This is a genomic window from Actinomyces sp. oral taxon 448 str. F0400 (genome assembly GCF_000220835.1).
Taxonomy (GTDB): Bacteria; Actinomycetota; Actinomycetes; order Actinomycetales; family Actinomycetaceae; genus Actinomyces.
Genome location: NZ_GL985606.1, coordinates 1685861 through 1705708 on the forward strand (window position 1 = coordinate 1685861; position 19848 = coordinate 1705708).

Genomic DNA, 19848 nt, shown 5'->3' on the forward strand with positions numbered 1-19848 from the left:
CAGCGCCGCCCGGGCCGTCGGAGCCGTCGGCCTCTTCGCCCTGCGCGGCCGAGCCCCCCGCCTCCACGGGCGCCCAGCGCGCCATCGGCGCGGCCCTGGGCCGACCCCGACCCAGGGGGAGCGTCGCCGTCGTTCTGGCCGTTCTCGCGGCGGTCGCCATCGTCGCGGTGCCCCTGGTCGTGACCCACATGGCCGGCGGAGGATCGGGCCGCGCCAGCACCAGCGGGGCCGCCTCCGCCGGAACCGTCAGTGCCGATGGACCGCTGGACACGGTCCTGGAAGTCGCCGGACGCGTCGGCGCCGTCCCCGTCGTCTCCCTCAAAGGGAGTCTCACGCCCGCCACCACGATCAGCACCGACGAGGTCATCACCGGCCAGGGCCGCTCCCTGCGGCTCGGCGACGCGGTCCTGCTGTCGGTGGCCACCTTCAGCGGCGCCAACGGCACGAACACCACCGGGACTGGAACCGGCACGAGGCTGTACAGGGGGACGCTCGACTCCGACGCTCTGGGGTCCGACCTTGCCAATGCAGTCTCGGGCGTCACCGAGGGATCGCGGATCGTTCTGCGCGCCCCCCTGACGACGGAGAACGGGGCGCTGACCACCGAGATCACCGTGGTTGACGTGCTGCCCACCACCGCGACCGGGTCCTCCCAGTCGCCGTCCGACGGCATGCCGTCGGTCACGGTCAACGATGACGGCACCATCGCGATGTCCGTGCAGGGGCTGCCTGCGCCCACTCGCTCCACCGCCGCCGTCCTCGTCCAGGGCGACGGGTCCCAGGTCCAGTCCGAGAGCGTCGTCCTGGCCCGGTACGCCATCGTGAACTGGTCCGATGGCGAGCAGCGCACCAGCACCTACGGCACCACGACGCCGCCCGGCATTATCGACATGTCCCACACTCTCGCGGGCATCAGGGAGCACCTGGTCGACGCCCAGGTGGGCAGTCGCGTCGTCATCTCCATCCCGACGGACCAGGCGGCCGGCGAGGGGGCGGTGGCCGTCGTCGTCGATGTCCTGGCCATCGCGGACGCCGATGAGCTCACCGACGCCACCGTCTCGCCGTCCCCGCCTTCCGACGCCAGCTCCGGGATCGTGCACGTTACTCCCGGCGCGACTCAGTAGGCGTTCCGAGCGCAGTGGCGGGTCCGTCCCGGGAGTCGACGACCAGGTCCGGTCCCAGGCCGGCCCGGTTCCGCCAGGCGCGGGCGAGTGAGCGCTCCTGGACCTCCCAGGCGGACACGTCCCACCCGTAGGCGTCGCGGGCGGCGATGCGGGCGCGGCGGGTGCGCGGCGGGGCGGTGACCCAGACGCGCACCGCCACCAGTCCCCTCAGGGGCTGCGCCGCTGCGGCGAGCGCGCCGCAGCCCTCGAGCACGAGAAGCCCTCCGGCCAGCGGGGGCAGGGACACCCGGCCGCCCGGCCTCATGGAATGCCAGTTCCACCGGGGGGCGTGCGCCGGCCGCCCGCAGTCGAGATCGGCCAGAAGCCCGGCGCACCGGCGCACCCCCTCCGCCAGCCCGTCCCAGCCGGGCACGACCGCTTCCAGTTCGAGCACGCGCGCGCCGTATGAGGCGTTCCCTCGCGCGAGGGCTCCGACGAGGGAGTGCGCGAGGGTCGTCTTGCCCGCCCCCGTAGGGCCGTCCACCACCACGAGTGCTCCCTGCCTGCGCCACCGGTCGGATGAGCCGTCCTCGCGGCGGCGCAGGAGGTCCATGAGCGCGCTCACGGCCTCATCGAACGGGACGCTACGGTCGACATCGGGTACGGGGGCGGACATGTCGGCAGGATATGAGCCGATGCTGGCCAAGGGCAGCGGAACGGCGCGGGGCTCGCGGCGGCACGGCCGCGCTACTCTGGCACGGTGCCCGCCGCCGATCCGTCCAGCCGATCCGTCCAGGAGCCGCCATGAGCGTCGCCGTCCGCGTCATCCCGTGCCTCGACGTCAAGGACGGGCGTGTCGTCAAGGGCGTCAACTTCACCGGGCTTCGGGATGCCGGCGACCCGGTCGAGCTCGCCCGGCGCTACGACGTTCAGGGCGCCGACGAGATCACCTTCCTGGACGTCTCCGCCTCCGCCGAGGGACGTTCGACCATGCTGGAGGTCGTGGCCGCTGCCGCCGAGCAGGTCTTCGTCCCGTTGACCGTGGGCGGGGGAGTGCGCAGCGTCGATGACGTCGATCGCCTCCTGCGCGCGGGGGCGGACAAGGTCGGCATCAACACTGCCGCCATCGACCGTCCCGCGCTGCTGAGCGAGGTCGCCGAGCGCTTCGGCAACCAGGTCCTGGTCCTATCGGTGGACGCCCGTCGCTGCCCGCGGGGCGTGAGCACCGAGTCGGGCTACGAGGTGACAACTCACGGGGGCCGGCGCTCCACCGGCATCGACGCCGTCCGGTGGGCCGTGCGCGCCGTCGGGCTGGGGGCCGGTGAGATCCTGCTCAATTCGATGGACGCCGACGGCGTCACAGCGGGTTTCGACCTGCGTATGCTTGACGACGTCCGCCGCGAGGTGAGCGTCCCGCTCATCGCCTCGGGGGGTGCGGGGCGGCCGGAGGACTTCGCCGACGCCGCGGACCACGGCGCGGACGCGGTGCTGGCGGCGAGCGTTTTCCACTACGGGGTCTTCACCATCGGCGCCGTGAAGCAGGCTCTGCGTCGGGCGGGTCATCCCGTGCGGTGAGAACTCCCCACGCCGCGCCGTGCAACGAGGTTGCATCAGAACCGTACCGGCCCGCTACCCTTCAGTGACGACCCCCGTCACCCTTACCCACTTGGAGACTCTTATGACGCAGTACGATCCGAACCACGATCCGAACCAGCCCGGCTTCGGCCAGGGCAACGATCACAACAACTCCTCGAGCGCCCCGAGCGCCCCGGGCGGCCCGTCCCAGGGGGGCGGCTACGACCCGAACCAGTCCTACTCGGACCCGTACGGGAACCCGACGTCCTACGGGGACCAGTCCCAGCAGTACCCCCAGGAGCCGACGCCCTACCCCGCGGGCGGCGCCTACGGCCCCGGCATGAGTCCTTACGGGGCCGGCACTGAGAAGAACGCTCTGGGGGGCTGGGCCCTCGGACTGGGGATCGCCTCGGTGTGCTGTTCATGGTTCACGGGCATCCCCGCCATCATCTGCGGCGCGATGGGCATCAGCGCCGCCAACCGCGGGCAGGCGAGTAACAAGACCATGGCCATTGTCGGCCTGTCGCTGGGGATCGCCTTCTCCATACTCAACACGATCGGGGTCATCGTCAATTACTCGAACGGGCTCTACCAGTTCTCCCACTGACCCCGACGAGAGGACTTTGTCGATGGCGCTGTCGGCATTGCTCACCAGTACGTCTGCGCAGCACCTTCCTGCGTGGTGGCCGGGCTCCAACACGTGCCTTCTTCATGTCGTCACCGGTCTGTGGTGTCCGCTGTGCGGTGGCACCCGGGCGACCCGGGCGCTCTTGGACGGGAGTCTGACGGAGGCGCTCGGCTGGAACCCCTTCGCCCTCATGCTGGAGTGCGTCCTGGTGGCGGCCCTCCTGCGCTATGCGGCGGCCCGGGCGCAGGGGCGCACGCGGATGCTCCTGACCGGGCGGGAGGGGATCGCCCTGGGTGTCACGGCGGTGGTCTTCTTCGCGGCCCGTAATACGCCGTGGCTCCAGCCCTGGCTGGCCCGCCTCCTCGGCCCGCCCGGATACGGGGCCTGATACGCCGTCGGGCGGTGAGGGTTCGGACACCATGGGACAATCCGGCCGTGAACGACTCCCACTGCCCGGCCCCATTCGCGTCCTCCTTGCCCGCCGGGCTCGCCTCCCGTCTCAAGCGCGACGCGGGCGGGCTCGTCGCCGCCGTCGTCCAGCAGTACGACACGCGCGAGGTCCTCATGGTCGGGTGGATGGACGATGAGGCACTGCACCGCACGCTGACCGAAGGGCGCGTGACGTTCTGGTCCCGGTCCCGTCGGGAGTACTGGCGCAAGGGTGACACCTCAGGGCACTGCCAGTACGTCAAGGCCGTCCACCTCGACTGCGACGGCGACGCTCTGCTGGTCGAGGTCGACCAGGTCGGGGCCGCCTGCCACACCGGTGAGCGCACGTGCTTCCTGGCCGGGGGCGACCTGGGCGCCCTCGTAGGGAGGCGTCCCCTCGGCTGAGCGGATTTGCCTCAGCAGCCCGCCCCCGGGGACGATTGCCCGAGGAGGGCGCCGCCGGCGCACCTGCTGGCTGCGCACGGCGCAGTCCTGGTCTCGCGCATGCAGGAGGTGGTGTCTCGTGATGGCCTTCGACGACCTCGTCGCAGCCGCCCGGGCCGCCGTCGCCTCCCGGCAGCGACGCGCTCCATTGGAGGAGCTGCGCGGGCGGGTCCGCTCGGCCCCCACCGCGCGCGACGTCACCTCGGCGCTGCGCTCGCCGGGGCGCGCCGTCTCCGTGATCGCCGAGGTCAAGCGCGCCACCGCGACCTTCGCGGACCTGTCGGGAGTGGGGGACGTGGCCGTTCTCGCCCGCTTCTACGAGGCCGGCGGGGCCGCCTGCGTCTCCGTGGTCACCGAGCCGGTGCGCTCCCACGGGCGCCTGGCCGATCTCGACGCGGTGCGCGGGGCCGTAGAGGTGCCGGTGCTGGCCAACGACGTCATCGTCACCCCCTACCAGGTCCACGAGGCCAGGGCTCACGGGGCCGACATGCTCGTCGTGGACGCCCGCCTCGAGCCGCTCGTTCTAGAGTCGCTGATCGAGCGCACCCATTCTCTGGGCATGGCGGCGGTCGTCGAGGCGCACTCGCGGCACGAGGCGCTGGCCGCCGTGACCGCCGGAGCGCGTTACGTGTCGGTCGACGCTCGTGATCCGGACACGCTGGCCGTCGATCGCTCGCGTTTCGAGCAGGTCGCGGATGTGCTGCCCGCCTCGGTGACCCGTGTCGCCACCGGCGGCGTCTGCGGCCCCCACGACGTAATGAGCTACGCGCGCGCCGGGGCCGATGTCGTCATCGTGGGAGAGGCCGTCATCCGCTCGGCCGACCCCCAGCAATTCGTCGCCGAGCTGGTCGCCGCCGGCAGCCATCCGGCGCTCCTTCCCGCCACCCACCGAGAGGTCTTCTGAATGCTCGCCTCCATACCCAGCCCCGCCCGGGGAGTGTGGCACCTCGGGCCGTTTCCCGTTCGCGCCTACGCACTGTGCACCCTCGCTGGTATCTTCGCGGCGGCGTGGTGGACCTCGCGGCGTTATCGGGCGCGGGGAGGCGATGAGGATACGACCTTCGACATCGCCATCTTGGCCGTGCCGGTGGGCATCGTGGGCGCGCGACTCTACCATGTGCTGACCTCTCCATCGGCCTACTTCGGGCCCAACGGCGACCCCTGGGAGATCCCCCAGATCTGGCACGGCGGGCAGGGGCTGTGGGGTTCCATCGCCGCCGGTATCGCCGCCGGCGCCTGGCTGCTGCACCGGCGGGGCCTGCGCCTGTCGCCCTTCGCCGACGCCGTCGCACCGGCGCTCTTGGTCGCCCAGGCGATCGGTCGCCTGGGGAACTGGTTCAACCAGGAGATCTTCGGTTTGCCCACCACCCTGCCGTGGGGTCTGGAGATCGATGCCGCGCACCTTCCGCCCGGCTACGCCGACGGGACCCTGTTCCACCCGGCCTTCCTCTACGAAGCGCTGTGGGATCTTGTCGGGGCGGCCCTGATCGTGGGGCTCGAGCGGCGCTGGCGCCGGCGCGGTCAGAGCGTGGGCGGTCGGCTCATTTGGGTCTACCTCATGGTCTACACAGTCGGGCGGGCTTGGATCGAATGTCTGCGCATCGACGAGGCGCACCACCTGCTCGGGCTGCGTCTCAACGTGTGGACTTCACTCGTCGTCTTCCTACTCGGTCTGGCCGGCTACATTGTCGTGTCGCGTCGTCACCTCAGTGATGCGATCACCAGCGAGGCGATCACTGCCCAAGGCGACGAACCACAGCCCCGGACGGAAGATGCGCAAGGAGAATATGGCGAAATAGAGGGGTAATGGAGTGCTGCGATCGTTCGCATGAACGAGACGCGGCAGTCCCGCATCCAGGGCTGCGAGTCTACGGCGCGGGGCGCCGGGACTGACCCACCGAAGGACGGTCGGCATGCAGCACACCCCTCATACCCCTCCCATCGTGACAGCTCCCCGCCGCCGGGGACTCTACGACCCGGCCCAGGAGCACGATGCCTGTGGCATGGGCTTCGTCGCCCGCCTCGGCGGAGTCCCGACTCACTCCGTGGTCGTCGACGCACTGCACGTCCTTGAGCGTCTGGACCACCGCGGCGCCGTGGGCGCCGAGGAGAGCTCGGGAGACGGAGCGGGCCTGCTCATGGCGGTGCCCGACGCCTTCCTCCGTGAGGAGATCGCCTCCCTGCCCGCTGCCGGCGCCTACGCCGTCGGCCTGGTCTTCCTCCCCGGCGCGTACGACGGCGCCCAGGCGCGCTCCCGAGCGGTCGCCGCCATCGAGCGCATCGCCCGGCAGGAGGGCCTGCGCGTCGTGGCTTGGCGGGACGTGCCCACCGACGACTCCATGATCGGCCCGACGGCCCGCGGTTGCATGCCGATCTTCCGCCACCTGGTCGTCACCGACCGGGCCGGCCGCCTGAGCGGGCTCGCCCTGGACCGGCTGGCCTACCGACTGCGGCGACGCGCCCAGAACGAGGCCGACGTCTACATGGCCTCGCTGTCCAGCCGGACTCTGGTCTACAAGGGCATGCTCACCACCAACCAGCTGGCCCCCTTCTTCCCCGACCTGACCGATGAGCGCATGGCCACCCGCGTCGCCCTGGTCCACTCCCGCTTCTCGACCAACACCTTCCCCTCCTGGCCGCTGGCCCAGCCTTTCCGCATGATCGCCCACAACGGCGAGATCAACACCGTGCGCGGCAACCGCAACTGGATGGCCGCTCGCGAGGGACTCATGAGGTCGTCCCTCCTGGGGGACCTTGCGCCGCTGCTGCCGGTGTGCACGCCGGGCTCGTCGGACTCCGCCTCCCTGGACGAAGTCTTCGAGCTGCTGACACTGGCCGGCCGCTCCATGCCGCACGCCATGGCGATGCTCGTGCCGCAGGCCTGGGAGAAGGACACGACCATGGACCCGGCGCTACGCGCCTTCTACCGCTACAGCGCGGGCATCGTCGAACCGTGGGACGGACCGGCGGCCATGGTCTTCACCGACGGGAGCCAGGTGGGGGCGGTCATGGACCGCAACGGTCTGCGACCCGGCCGCTGGACCGTCACCAGGGACGGCACTGTCGTGCTGGCCTCCGAGACCGGCGTCCTGCCCATCGCCGAGCCGGACATCGTCGCCCGCGGGCGCCTGGAGCCCGGCACCATGTTCCTGGTCGATCTGGAGAGCGGACGAGTCGTGCCCGACGCGGAGATCAAGGGGGCGCTGGCCCGTCGGGCGCCCTACGATCAATGGCTGGCCGAGCACATGGTCCACCTGGAGGATCTGCCCCGCCGCGAGCACGTGGGCCACTCCGCCGCCTCGGTCCTGCGCCGTCAGCAGACCTTCGGCTACACCCACGAGGAGCTGTCCATGCTGCTGACCCCTATGGCGGTGGACGGTGCGGAGGCCATCGGGTCGATGGGAACCGACACGCCCATCGCGGTCCTCTCCTCACGGCCCCGGCTCGTCTTCGACTACTTCACTCAGTTGTTCGCCCAGGTCACCAACCCGCCGCTGGACTCTTATCGCGAGGAGCTCGTCACGTCCCTGTCGACGGCGATCGGGCCCGAGCCGAACTTTCTGGCCGACGAGCCCGAGCACGCCCGCAAGCTCGTCATCCCCTTCCCGGTGCTCACCTCCGACCAGCTCGCTCAGATCGCCCACATCGGGCGCGCCCGGGCCGGCAAGGGCTTCACCGCGGTCAAGATCACGGGACTGTTCCGGGTCAGCGGCGGCGAGGGGGCGCTGCGGAAACGCCTGAAAGAGATTTGCGCCGAGATCGATGAGGCCGTCGAGCGGGGCACCTCCTTCATCATCCTGTCGGACCGCGAGTCCACCGCCGAGATGGCGCCGATCCCCTCGCTGCTGCTGACCAGCGCCGTGCACCACCATCTGCTGCGCGCTCACACGCGGACCGAGGTCGGGCTAGTCGTCGAGGCCGGCGACGTGCGCGAGGTCCACCACGTCGCCCTGCTCATCGGCTACGGCGCCGCTGCCGTTAACCCCTATCTCGCTATGGAGTCCGTAGAGGATCTGGCGCGCTCGGGCGCGATCGCGGTCGAACCCGACCGGGCCGTCGCCAACCTCGTGCACGCCCTCGGCACGGGGGTGCTCAAGGTCATGTCCAAGATGGGCATCTCGACGGTTGCCTCCTACCGCGGCGCCCAGGTCTTCCAGGCCGTGGGCCTGTCCGCCGAGCTGGTCGACGAGTACTTCGCCGGCACTCCCACGCCCGTGGGCGGCGTCGGTCTGGACGTCATTGCCGCCGAAGTCCTGGCGCGCCACCTGGTCGCCTATCCACCCTCGGGCGTCTCCCCGGCCCACCGCACTCTGGCGACCGGAGGAGACTACCAATGGCGCCGCGAGGGTGAGGAGCACCTGTTCAACCCGGACACCGTTTCGCGCCTCCAGTACGCCACACGCACCGGCCGGCGCGACGTCTTCCGCCGCTACACCGACGAGATCAATGACCAGTCGGAGCGTTTGATGACCCTGCGCGGACTCATGCGTTTGCGCACCGAGGACGTCGACCCGGTGCCGCTGGAGGAGGTCGAGCCCGTCGAGTCGATCGTCACGCGCTTCGCCACCGGAGCGATGAGTTACGGCTCCATCTCCGAGGAGGCTCACGAGACCCTGGCCATCGCCATGAACCGGCTCGGCGCCAAGTCGAATACGGGGGAGGGCGGCGAGATGCGCGAACGCCTGCACGATCCGGAGCGCTGTTCGAAGATCAAGCAGGTCGCCTCCGGCCGCTTCGGGGTCACGGCCGAATACCTCACCTGCGCCGAGGACATCCAGATCAAGATGGCCCAGGGCGCCAAGCCCGGTGAGGGCGGCCAGCTGCCCGCTCACAAGGTCTACCCGTGGGTCGCTCGGGCCCGCCGCTCCACTCCGGGTGTCGGGCTCGTCTCGCCGCCGCCCCACCACGACATCTACTCCATTGAGGACCTGGCCCAGCTCATCAGCGACCTGAAGAACGCCAACGAGGACGCCCGCGTCCATGTCAAGCTCGTCTCCGAGATCGGAGTGGGCACGGTCGCCGCGGGGGTTGCCAAGGCCAAGGCCGACGTCGTTCTCATCTCCGGATACGACGGCGGCACCGGCGCGGCGCCTCTGACCAGTGTCAAGCACGCCGGCGCCCCCTGGGAGATCGGCCTGGCCGAGGCCCAGCAGACGCTCGTACTCAACGATCTGCGCGACCGCATCGTCGTCCAGTGCGACGGGCAGCTCAAGACCGGCCGCGACGTGGTGGTCGCCGCGCTTCTGGGCGCCGAAGAATTCGGCTTCGCCACCACCGCCCTGGTCGTCTCAGGGTGCGTCATGATGCGCAAGTGCCACCTGGACACCTGCCCGGTGGGCGTGGCCACGCAGAATCCGTTGCTGCGCGAGCGTTTCTCCGCACGTCCCGAGTTCATCATCGCCTTCTTCCGCTACATCGCCGAGGAGGTGCGCGAGCTCCTCGCCGGCCTGGGGCTGCGCAGCATCGAGGAGGCGGTCGGCCGCGCCGACCTGCTCGACGCCCGTCGTGCCGTCGAGCATTGGAAGGCTCGCGGTCTGGACCTGACCGACACGCTCATGATGGCCCAGCCGCGGCCCGGCTCGGCCCTTTACCGCGTGCGCGCCCAGGAGCACGGACTGGACCACGTCCTGGATCGCACCCTCATCAAGCAGGCCGCCCCCGCGCTGACCCGCGGGGACCATGTGGCCATCGCTCACTCGGTGCGGAACACGGACCGTTCGGTGGGCACCATGCTCGGCCATGAGATCGCCAAGGTCTACGGAGACGAGGGTCTGGCCGACGGAACCGTGGAGATCGCCCTGACCGGCTCCGCCGGCCAGTCCCTGGGCGCTTTCATGCCGCACGGGGTGACCATCCGTCTGACCGGCGACGCCAACGATTACGTGGGCAAGTCGCTGTGCGGCGGGCGGGTGAGCGTGCGCCCCGCCGAGGACGCCGGCTTCGTGGCCGAGGACAACGTCGTCGCTGGCAACGTCATCGGCTACGGTGCCACCGCCGGCGAGCTGTTCATCCGCGGGCGCGTCGGCGAGCGCTTCGGCGTGCGCGGCTCGGGGGCCACCCTCGTGGCCGAGGGCACCGGCGACCATGCCCTGGAGTACATGACCGGCGGCACCGTCGTCATCCTGGGGCCCACGGGCCGCAACGTCGCCGCGGGAATGAGCGGGGGCACCGCCTACGTGATGGACCTGGACCGCGCCAAGGTGAACGCCGAGGCTCTCGCTTCGGGCGCGCTCGAGCTGGCCGCTCCGAGTGCCTCCGACCGCGAAGTGCTCACGACGATCCTGCACCGGCACGCGGCCGAAACCGGCTCCGCCGTCGCCGCCGCTCTGCTGGAGAATCCCAGTGCCCTGTCCGAGCGCTTCACACGCATCCTGCCGCGCCACTACGCCAACGTGCGCCGGATCCTGGCCGAGACGCGCGGTAACGGCCAGACCCCGTCCGATGCCACTGTGTGGAAGAGAATCCTGGAGGTGTCCCGTGGCTGATCCCCGCGGCTTCCTGACCGTTACCGAGCGCGAACTGCCCGCCCGCCGACCCGTTGAAGTCCGCATCCTCGATTACAAGGAGATCGAAGACCGCACCGGCTGGGACGGGGCCGTGCTGCGCCGTCAGGCCTCGCGCTGCATGAACTGCGGCATTCCCTTCTGCCACTCGGGCTGCCCGTTGGGCAACCTGATCCCCGAGTGGAACGACCTGACCTGGAGGGGTGACACGGCCGGCGCCGTCGAGCGCCTCCACGCCACCAACAACTTCCCGGATTTCACCGGCAGGCTGTGCCCGGCGCCCTGCGAGTACGCCTGCACCCTGGGCATCAATCAGCCGCCCATCACCATCAGGAGCATCGAGCACTCCCTGGCCGACACCGGCTTCGATGACGACCTGATCACCCCGCAGGTGCCCGCCGTCCTGACCGGCTCCACGGTCGCCGTCGTCGGCTCGGGGCCTGCGGGCCTGGCCGCCGCCCAGCAGCTGACGCGGGCCGGGCACACTGTGGCCGTCTTCGAGAAGGATGATCGCCCCGGGGGGCTGCTGCGCTACGGCATCCCCGAGTTCAAACTGGAGAAGGCGATCCTGGACCGGCGTCTGGCCCAGATGGAGGCGGAGGGCACCCGCTTCCGCACCGGGGTCGATGTCGGCGCCGACGTCACCGGCCCGGAGCTCCTGGAGTCCTACGACGCCGTCGTCATCGCCATGGGCACGCCGCAGCGCCGCGACCTGGGCGTACCCGGACGCGAGCTTCGAGGCATTCACCAGGCCTTGGACTACCTGACCGCCGCGACTCGCGAAGTCCATGGGGGCGGCTCGACTCCCATCAGCGCCGAGGGCAGGGACGTCGTCATCATCGGCGGCGGCGATACCGGCGCGGACTGTCTGGGCACGGCGATCCGGCAGGGCGCGGCGTCAGTGACCTCCATTGAAATCATGCCCGCTCCTCCCTCCGAGCGGCCCGCGGATCAGCCCTGGCCCGCTTACCCGCGCCTGTACAAGGTCGCATCCGCCCACGAGGAGGGTGGTGAGCGTATCTGGGCCGCGTCCACGCTCGAGATGCTTGACGACGGCGAGGGGCGGGTCGGTTCTCTGCGGATCTCCGAGGTTCGTTTCGAGGGCGGCCGTCCGGTACCCGTGGAGGGCGCCGAGCGCATCATTCCCGCCGAGCTCGTACTGCTGGCCATGGGCTTCACGGGCGTGGCCCCGACCGGTCTGGTCGAGCAGCTGGGGCTGACCCTGGACGCCCGCGGGCGCATCGAACGCGATAACGACTGGAGCGCGGGCGTGCCCGGGGTCTTCGTGGCGGGCGACTCGGGTCGCGGCCAGAGCCTCATCGTGTGGGCGATCGCTGAAGGCCGTTCAGCCGCAGCCTCCGTGGACCGCTACCTGTGCGGGACCACCGGGCTTCCCAGTCCGATCACGCCTTCCCAAGTGCAGTACCGACCGTGACGAAGCTCCCAACAGGTGGGTCAGTGGTTCCCGGCCTCGTCGTAAAGGGCGGGCGTCCTCTACGCTTGCCCCATGCGCAGAGCAAAGATCGTATGCACCCTGGGACCCGCCACTGACTCTCCCGAGCAGGTGCAGGCGCTCGTGGACGCAGGCATGAACGTTGCACGCATCAACCGCTCCCACGGGCGCGCCGAGGACCAGGAGGAGGTCATCGCCCGCGTGCGCGCGGCCTCCGAGGCCTCCGGACGCCCCGTCGCCATCCTCGTCGACCTCCAGGGGCCCAAGATCCGTCTGGGCAGCTTCGTCAACGACCAGAAGGTCATGCTCAACAAGGGCGACGAGTTCACGATCACCACTGACGATATCCTCGGCACGGTCAAGCGCGTCTCCACAACCTTCAAAGGTCTACCGGGTGACTGCCGGCCCGGGGATCGCCTTCTCATTGACGACGGTAACGTCGCCGTGCGCGTCACCGCGGTCACGGATACCGATGTCATCACCAAGGTCGAGGTGCCCGGCTACGTCTCCAACCACAAGGGGCTCAACCTGCCCGGCGTGGCCGTCTCGGTGCCGGCCCTAAGCGAGAAGGACCGCGACGACCTGCGCTGGGCCATCACGATCGGCGCCGACCTCATCGCCCTGTCCTTCGTGCGCACTGCGGACGACATCAAGGACGTTCACGACATCATGGACGAGGCCGGGGTCCGCATCCCCGTCATCGCCAAGATCGAGAAGCCCCAGGCGGTGGAGAACCTCTTCGACATCGTTTCCGCCTTCGACGGCATTATGGTCGCTCGCGGGGACCTGGGCGTCGAGATGCCGCTGGAGGCCGTCCCGCTGGTTCAGAAGCGCGCTATTGAACTGGCCCGCCGCCAGGCCAAACCCGTCATCGTCGCCACGCAGGTGCTGGAGTCCATGATTCAGAACCCGCGTCCCACCCGTGCCGAGGCCTCCGACTGCGCCAACGCGATCCTCGACGGGGCCGACGCCGTCATGCTCTCCGGCGAGACCTCCGTAGGCGCCTACCCCATCGAGGCCGTGCGCACCATGGCCAACATCATCGAGAATGTCGAGCAGCACGGTGGCGAGCGCATCGCGCCGCTCGGGTCCTACCCGCAGACCCGCGGGGGGGCGCTCACGCGCGCGGCCGCGGAGATGGGCGAGCAGCTCGACATCACCTATCTGGTGACCTTCACCCAGTCGGGGGACACCGCCCGGCGGCTGTCCCGTCTGCGTTCGCCCCTCCCGCTGCTGGCGTTCACCCCTCTGCACTCCACGCGCAACCAGCTGGCGGTGTCCTGGGGCGTGCAGACCTACGAGGTGCCCGAGGTCAAGCACACCGACGACATGGTCGTCCAGGTCGACGAGTTGCTCCAGTCCAAGCATTTGGCGCGGCCCGGCGACGGCGTCATCATCGTGGCGGGCATGCCCCCGGGCACGCCCGGGTCGACCAACTCGATCCGCCTTCACACGGTCGGCGAGACTGACTGACTCGACGGAGCCGCGGACGGATTCGTGGCGGGGAGGGTCGAGCCCGATGATCGACCTCCCCCCCGACTTCGTGTGCTGACGAGGCCGGCCGATCTCATCACCGAGCCCCTGCCGTACGCGTTCTTCGGCTCCGTCCGGTGAGAGGAGCTCGTCACTCCTCCGGTCATGAGCGAGGGTCGGCTGGCATCGGCGGCCCTGGGAGAAGGTTGGCGAGGTCGACCGTCGCGGTGCCCTCTCAAGGAGGAGGAGAAGCGGGCGTGCGGTTCCGCCGTCCCAGAGCCCGGAACTTTCGGTACCTCCAGTGGGATTCGAACCCACAACACTCCGATTTTGAGTCGGATGCCTCTGCCAGTTGGGCTATGGAGGCGTGGCCGCGCTCACAGGAACGGGTGCCGCTCGCGCGTCGACGTGGCCCACCATACTAGGATTCAGCGCGTGAGCAACGAGTCAAGTTCTTCCCGCACCCGCAGGGTCCTGGTCGCCGAGGACGAGACCTTGATCCGCCTGGATATCGTCGAGACCCTCACCGACGCCGGTTACGAGGTCGTCGCCGAGGCCGCCGATGGTGAGGAGGCCGTGCGGCTCGCCGACGAGCACGTGGTCGACCTGTGCGTCATGGACGTCAAGATGCCGGTTCTGGATGGCATCACCGCTGCCGAGCGCATCCTGGACAAGCACAACTGCGCTGTTGTCATGCTCACGGCGTTCTCGCAGACCGAGCTCGTCGAGCGCGCCTCCGCCGCCGGTGCCATGGCCTACGTGGTCAAGCCCTTCACCCCGGCCGATCTGATCCCCGCCCTGGAGATCGCCTTCAGCCGCCACGAGGAGATCCAGTCCTTGGAGACCGAGATCTCCGACCTGCAGGAGCGTTTCGAGACCCGCAAGCGCGTCGACCGCGCCAAGGGGCTGCTCATGGAGAAGATGGGCCTGAGCGAGCCCGAGGCCTTCAGGTGGCTGCAGAAGACCTCCATGAACCGCCGCCTGACCATGCGCGAGGTGGCTGAGGCCGTCATCGAGCAGGTCGGCCCGGGAACCAAGGACAACAAGGAGAGCTGACCGCGGAGGGCTCGAGCAGCCCTTTATTCCCCATTCGGACGCCGGCTACCACTGCCGCCCCGGCGGCCCCCTCAGTCCTCGTTGCGTTTGTCGGGATCCGTCGGCGTCGTGTAGAGGCTGCGCAGCGAGCCCCGGGCGACGGTGCGTCCATCCTCGTCGCTGATCCGCACCTCGTAGACCGTCGTGCGCCGACCCCGATGGACCGGGGTCGCGACCGCCGTCACCCAGCCGCGCCGAGCGGGGCGCAGATGGCTGACCTGAAGCTCGGCGCCCACCGGCACCGTCGAGTCCGGGGCGGCTTCGCGTGCCGCCACCGAGGCGGTCGTTTCGATAAGTGCGGCGCTCGCGCCCCCGTGCAGGATCCCGATGACCTGGCGGGCCCCGTCGACCGGCATGCGCACGACCGTCCGCTCGGCGGAGCGCTCCAGCACCTGCATGCGCAGCGTCGCCATGAGGGTGCCGCGCTCGGGATCGGCCAGGCCCGCTGCGCCGACGGCGCTCACCGCGCTGACGGCGGAGCCCGCGGGCCGCGGATCGGGGAACGGGCGCACCGCCTTGGCGGGGAAGGCGACTGGCGCGTCGGCGGATCGGGAGTCCTGGAACTGGTCGGAGGTCATACCCGTAGGCTGGCATGGTGAGCACTACCGCGACCAGCCCCGCACCCGCCCCCGCCGGAGGACGCCTTCTCCTCGTTGACGGCCACTCCATGGCCTTCCGAGCCTTCTACGCTCTGCCGGTGGACAGCTTCACGACCTCCACCGGACAGACCACCAATGCCGTCCACGGCTTCGTCTCCATGTTCCTGTCCCTGCTGGAGCGCGAGGAGCCGACCCACGTCGCGGTCGCCTTCGATTTGCCCGGCGGGACCTTCCGCACCGAGGAGTACGCCGGATACAAGGCCACGCGCGACGAGACCCCGGCCCCCTTTGTCGGTCAGGTCGAGCTCATCGAGGAGGTGCTGGCCGCGATGAACGTGCGCTCCCTGACCGCCCCCGGTTTCGAGGCCGATGACATCCTGGCTACGCTGGCCGCCTCCGCCCAGGCTCAGGGCATGGAGGTCCTCCTGTGCTCCGGAGACCGGGACGCCTTCCAGACGGTCACCGATCGCTGCACCGTGCTCTACCCCGTCAAGGGCGTGTCCACCCTGCGCCGCATGACGCCGGCCGAGGTCGAGGAGCGCTACGGCGTGCCGCCGCAGCGCTACCCCCACCTGGCCGCCCTGGTGGGCGAGACCAGCGACAACCTGCCGGGCGTGCCCGGAGTCGGCCCCAAGACCGCGGCGAAGTGGATCACCCTTTACGACGGGCTCGAGGGCGTCATCGCCAACGCCGACGAGATCAAGGGGAAAGCGGGCCAGTCCCTGCGCGACCACCTGTCCGACGTCGTGCGCAACCGCCGTCTCAACCACCTGCTGACGGACCTCGACCTGGGCGTGTCCCCGACTGCCGACCTGGCCGTGCGCTGCGCCGACCGGGACGAGCTCACCCGGGTCATGGACACCCTGGAGTTCCGTACCCTTCACCAGCGCGCTCAGAGGGTCCTGACTTTCCGCGAGGCCGACAACGGCGCCGACCATGCCGCCGCGCTCACCGGCGGGGACTGCCCGGCCTCCCGCCTCGAGGGGCTCGAGGTCGCCGTACTCGGCCGCGACCTGGCCCCCGGGGGGCTGGGAGAGTGGCTGACGGACCACGTCGGAGCCCGCGCGAGCAGCGTCCACGGGAAGGCCCACGGTTCTGGCCTCGGTCTCGATGTCGTCGGGGTTCTGGCTCCCGGCCGGGCCGATGCCACCACCGTGTCGCTGTCGGATGCGCACGTCGCCGTCGTCGTCGACCTGGCGATGGCCTCGCCTGAGGACGAGAAGACCTTGGAGAACGTGCTCGCCGATCCCCGCACGCCTCTGATCGTCACCGACGCCAAGGGCGCCTGGCACGCTCTGCGGGCCCGGGGCTTCACCCTGGACGGCGTCGTCTTCGACCCCGCCCTGGCCGGGTACCTGTGCCGCCCCGAGCAGCGCGGCTACGACGTGGCGTCCCTGGCGCAGCGTTGGCTGGGCGTCGATCTGGAGGCGCTCGACGACGATGATGTCACCGCCCAGAGCGCCTTCGACCTGGAGGCTCTCACCGCCTGTGAGGATCGCGGCACCATCTCGGCCGGGGCCGTGGCCGCCGCCCGCCGCGCCGCCGTCCAGGGTGACCTCGCCGCGGCCCTGTGCGATGAGTTGCGGGATCGGGACGCCGAGATGCTTTTCACCGAGCTGGAGATGCCCGTGGCCGCGACCCTGGCGGAGATGGAGGACACCGGCATCGCCGTCGAGGATGCGGTGCTCGCGGCCCGCGAGGTGGAGCTCGATGCTCGCGTCACCCACGCCGCCGAGGCCGCCTGGGCCGCCGCTGGCCACGAGCTCAACCTGTCCAGCCCCAAACAGCTTCAGACGGTTCTGTTCGACGAGCTCGACATGCCTAGGACTCGACGGACCAAGACCGGCTACACCACCGACGCGGGCGCCCTGGCCGACCTGTACGTCAAGACCGGGCATCCGTTCCTGGAGAATCTGCTCGAGCATCGCGACGCCATCAAGCTGCGCCAGACCGTCGAGGGTCTGCGCAAAGCGATCCTGCCCGACGGGCGCATCCACACCACCTTCCAGCAGACGATCACCGCCACCGGCAGGCTCTCCTCGACCGACCCCAACCTGCAGAACATTCCGGCGCGGACCGAGGAGGGCAGGCGCATCCGTGAGGCCTTCACCGTCGGCGCGGGCTACGAGTGCCTGCTGACGGCCGACTACTCGCAGATCGAGATGCGCATCATGGCGCACCTGTCGGGGGATGAGGCTCTTATCGAGGCCTTCCGGAGCGGAGAGGACCTGCACCGCTACGTCGCCGCCATGGTCCACGACATCGACGTCTCCGCTGTCACCGGTGAGCAGCGCGGTCGTGTCAAGGCCATGAGCTACGGGCTCGCCTACGGCTTGTCCACCTACGGACTGGCCAGGCAACTGGGCATCGATAACACCGAGGCGGCCGCTCTGCGCGACGCCTACTTCGCCCGTTTCGGCCGCGTCCACGACTATCTCGAGGGAGTTGTCGAGCAGGCCCGCCGCGACGGCTACACCCAGACCATGTTCGGACGGCGCCGCTACCTTCCGGACCTGACCAGCGACAACCGGCAGCGCCGGGAGATGGCGGAGCGGGCCGCCCTCAACGCACCGATCCAGGGCAGTGCGGCGGACATCGTCAAGAAGGCGATGATCGACGTGGCTCAATGCCTGGACGATGCCGGGCTGACCTCGCGGCTGCTGCTGCAGATCCACGATGAGCTGCTCGTCGAAGTCTCGCCGGGGGAGTCGGCGGCCGTCGAGGATGTTGTGCGCGAGCGAATGGCCGGCGCGGCCGAGCTGCTGGTGCCCCTGGACGTCTCGGTCGGTCGGGGCGCGACCTGGCGGGAGGCCGCGCACTGACAATGAATGATTGATAGTGAGGGATTGCACGGGATCTGCGGTCCTCTTTGGTGATCTCGAACGGGTTACGCGCTGGGCGTGTCCTGATAGAGTCCGAGATGTGCGACCCTGGGTGTCTTCCTGACATGCCGCCGCGCCAAGGGACCAGTCCGGGCTGGCCCGAGGATCGGGGGACGCATGGTTCCTATCAACCCGACCTATCTGTCCGTATTCGGAGCAACCACTCAATGACCACAACCACGCCCAGCCCTGCCCCGGTCGCCGTCAACGACATCGGCTCGACCGAGGAGATCCTCGCCGCCGTCGACGAGACCATCAAGTACTTCGATGACGGCGATATCGTCGAGGGCACCGTCGTCAAGGTCGACCGTGACGAGGTCCTCCTCGACATCGGTTACAAGACCGAGGGCGTCATCCTCGCACGCGAGCTGTCGATCAAACACGACGTCGACCCCGACGAGATCGTCTCGGTCGGCGACGAGATCGAGGCCCTGGTGCTCCAGAAGGAGGACAAGGAGGGCCGCCTGCTCCTGAGTAAGAAGCGCGCTCAGTACGAGCGCGCCTGGGGCACTATCGAGCGGGTCAAGGAGGAGGACGGCGTCGTCACCGGCTCCGTCATCGAGGTCGTCAAGGGCGGTCTCATCCTCGATATCGGCCTGCGCGGCTTCCTGCCCGCCTCCCTGGTCGAGATGCGCCGCGTCCGCGATCTCCAGCCCTATGTCGGCCGTGAGCTCGAGGCCAAGATCATCGAGCTGGACAAGAACCGCAACAACGTGGTTCTCTCCCGCCGGGCCTACCTTGAGCAGACCCAGTCGGAAGTGCGCACCAGTTTCCTCCAGACCCTCCAGAAGGGGCAGATCCGCACCGGTGTGGTCTCCTCCATCGTCAACTTCGGCGCTTTCGTGGATCTGGGCGGCGTTGACGGACTCGTCCACGTCTCCGAGCTGTCCTGGAAGCACATCGATCACCCCTCCGAGGTCGTCGAGGTCGGCCAGGAGGTGACCGTCGAGGTCCTCGACGTCGATTTCGATCGCGAGCGCGTCTCCCTGTCGCTCAAGGCGACGCAGGAGGACCCGTGGCAGGCCTTCGCCCGTACCCACGCCATCGGCCAGGTCGTCCCCGGCAAGGTCACCAAGCTCGTTCCCTTCGGCGCCTTCGTCCGCGTCGAAGACGGCATCGAGGGGCTCGTCCACATCTCCGAGCTCGCCCAGCGCCACGTCGAGGTGCCCGAGCAGGTCGCCAAGGTCGGCGACGAGGTCTTCGTCAAGGTCATCGACATCGATCTCGATCGTCGTCGCATCTCCCTGTCGCTCAAGCAGGCCAACGAGGGCGTCGACCCCAACTCCGAGGACTTCGACCCCTCGCTGTACGGCATGGCGGCCGAATACGACGAGAACGGCAACTACAAGTACCCCGAGGGCTTCGATCCGGAGACCAATGAGTGGCTCGAGGGCTTCGATGCCCAGCGCGAGGCCTGGGAGGCCGAGTACGCGGCCGCCCACGCCCGGTGGGAGGCCCACAAGGCTCAGGTCGCTCGGGCCATGGAGGAGGACACGGAGACCAGCGGGACCCCGTCCTCATCGGGCGGCACCTCCTACTCCTCGTCCGCTTCGGAGTCGACCGGCACTCTGGCCTCCGACGAGGCCCTGGCCGCTCTGCGCGAGAAGTTGACCGGCAACTGAGTCGGCGGGCTCATGACGGGATCCGCCCCGGCCTCGCGAGGG

General features: G+C 69.7%; 15 protein-coding genes and 1 tRNA gene. 13 read left to right on the forward strand and 3 right to left on the reverse strand.

The window, feature by feature from the left end; all coding sequences use genetic code 11:
• Positions 1-1124, forward strand: a 1124-nt coding sequence (locus HMPREF9062_RS07210; protein WP_009749432.1) for a hypothetical protein, incomplete at its 5' end; no start/stop codon positions are given.
• On the opposite strand, the gene HMPREF9062_RS12150 is transcribed toward HMPREF9062_RS07210, so the two are convergent.
• A complete protein-coding gene (locus tag HMPREF9062_RS12150; protein ID WP_009749433.1) occupies positions 1102-1779 on the reverse strand; it encodes a 4-amino-4-deoxychorismate synthase in 678 nt (225 codons plus the stop codon). The two genes, HMPREF9062_RS07210 and HMPREF9062_RS12150, sit on opposite strands and share 23 nt — an antisense overlap.
• Before the next feature lie 128 nt (positions 1780-1907).
• Here HMPREF9062_RS12150 and hisF point away from each other — a divergent pair, with 128 nt between their 5' ends.
• The 9 genes from hisF to pyk all read left to right on the forward strand — a co-directional run bounded on the left by hisF (position 1908) and on the right by pyk (position 13608).
• Positions 1908-2678, forward strand: a complete 771-nt coding sequence (gene hisF, locus HMPREF9062_RS07220; RefSeq protein ID WP_009749434.1) for an imidazole glycerol phosphate synthase subunit HisF — start codon at positions 1908-1910, stop codon at positions 2676-2678.
• A 64-nt stretch (positions 2679-2742) separates the two neighbouring features.
• A complete protein-coding gene (locus tag HMPREF9062_RS13620) occupies positions 2743-3285 on the forward strand; it encodes a DUF4190 domain-containing protein (RefSeq protein ID WP_253270680.1) in 543 nt (180 codons plus the stop codon).
• A 22-nt stretch (positions 3286-3307) separates the two neighbouring features.
• On the forward strand, positions 3308-3694 hold the full coding sequence (locus tag HMPREF9062_RS07230) for a DUF2752 domain-containing protein (RefSeq protein WP_009749436.1): 387 nt from the start codon (positions 3308-3310) through the stop codon (positions 3692-3694).
• Positions 3695-3741: 47 nt separating this feature from the next.
• Positions 3742-4140, forward strand: coding sequence for a phosphoribosyl-AMP cyclohydrolase (hisI, locus tag HMPREF9062_RS07235; protein ID WP_009749437.1), 399 nt, complete (start codon positions 3742-3744; stop codon positions 4138-4140).
• A 118-nt stretch (positions 4141-4258) separates the two neighbouring features.
• Positions 4259-5083, forward strand: a complete 825-nt coding sequence (locus HMPREF9062_RS07240) for an indole-3-glycerol phosphate synthase TrpC (protein ID WP_009749438.1) — start codon at positions 4259-4261, stop codon at positions 5081-5083.
• Entirely contained in the window at positions 5084-5986 is a 903-nt protein-coding gene (gene lgt, locus HMPREF9062_RS07245; protein WP_009749439.1) for a prolipoprotein diacylglyceryl transferase, read from the forward strand.
• A gap of 106 nt (positions 5987-6092) precedes the next feature.
• A complete protein-coding gene (gene gltB / locus HMPREF9062_RS07250) occupies positions 6093-10664 on the forward strand; it encodes a glutamate synthase large subunit (protein ID WP_034253926.1) in 4572 nt (1523 codons plus the stop codon).
• A complete protein-coding gene (locus HMPREF9062_RS07255) occupies positions 10657-12117 on the forward strand; it encodes a glutamate synthase subunit beta (RefSeq protein WP_009749441.1) in 1461 nt (486 codons plus the stop codon). Before gltB ends, HMPREF9062_RS07255 begins: the two co-directional genes overlap by 8 nt.
• 72 nt (positions 12118-12189) lie before the next feature.
• Entirely contained in the window at positions 12190-13608 is a 1419-nt protein-coding gene (pyk, locus tag HMPREF9062_RS07260) for a pyruvate kinase (RefSeq protein ID WP_009749442.1), read from the forward strand.
• 293 nt (positions 13609-13901) lie between these two features.
• On the opposite strand, the gene HMPREF9062_RS07265 is transcribed toward pyk, so the two are convergent.
• Positions 13902-13975: transfer RNA gene (locus tag HMPREF9062_RS07265), tRNA-Leu, on the reverse strand.
• 68 nt (positions 13976-14043) lie between these two features.
• On the opposite strand from HMPREF9062_RS07265, the gene HMPREF9062_RS07270 reads away from it, so the two are divergent.
• Positions 14044-14664, forward strand: a complete 621-nt coding sequence (locus tag HMPREF9062_RS07270) for an ANTAR domain-containing response regulator (protein ID WP_034253929.1) — start codon at positions 14044-14046, stop codon at positions 14662-14664.
• Positions 14665-14735: 71 nt separating this feature from the next.
• On the opposite strand, the gene HMPREF9062_RS07275 is transcribed toward HMPREF9062_RS07270, so the two are convergent.
• Complete coding sequence (locus tag HMPREF9062_RS07275; RefSeq protein ID WP_009749444.1) at positions 14736-15281, reverse strand: PaaI family thioesterase; 546 nt, start codon at positions 15279-15281, stop codon at positions 14736-14738.
• A 17-nt stretch (positions 15282-15298) separates the two neighbouring features.
• Between HMPREF9062_RS07275 and polA the strand changes: the two genes are divergently transcribed.
• Entirely contained in the window at positions 15299-18124 is a 2826-nt protein-coding gene (gene polA / locus HMPREF9062_RS07280) for a DNA polymerase I (RefSeq protein WP_034254842.1), read from the forward strand.
• Between the two features lie 227 nt (positions 18125-18351).
• Entirely contained in the window at positions 18352-19806 is a 1455-nt protein-coding gene (gene rpsA / locus HMPREF9062_RS07285) for a 30S ribosomal protein S1 (RefSeq protein ID WP_009749446.1), read from the forward strand.
• The last annotated feature ends 42 nt before the right edge of the window (positions 19807-19848 follow it).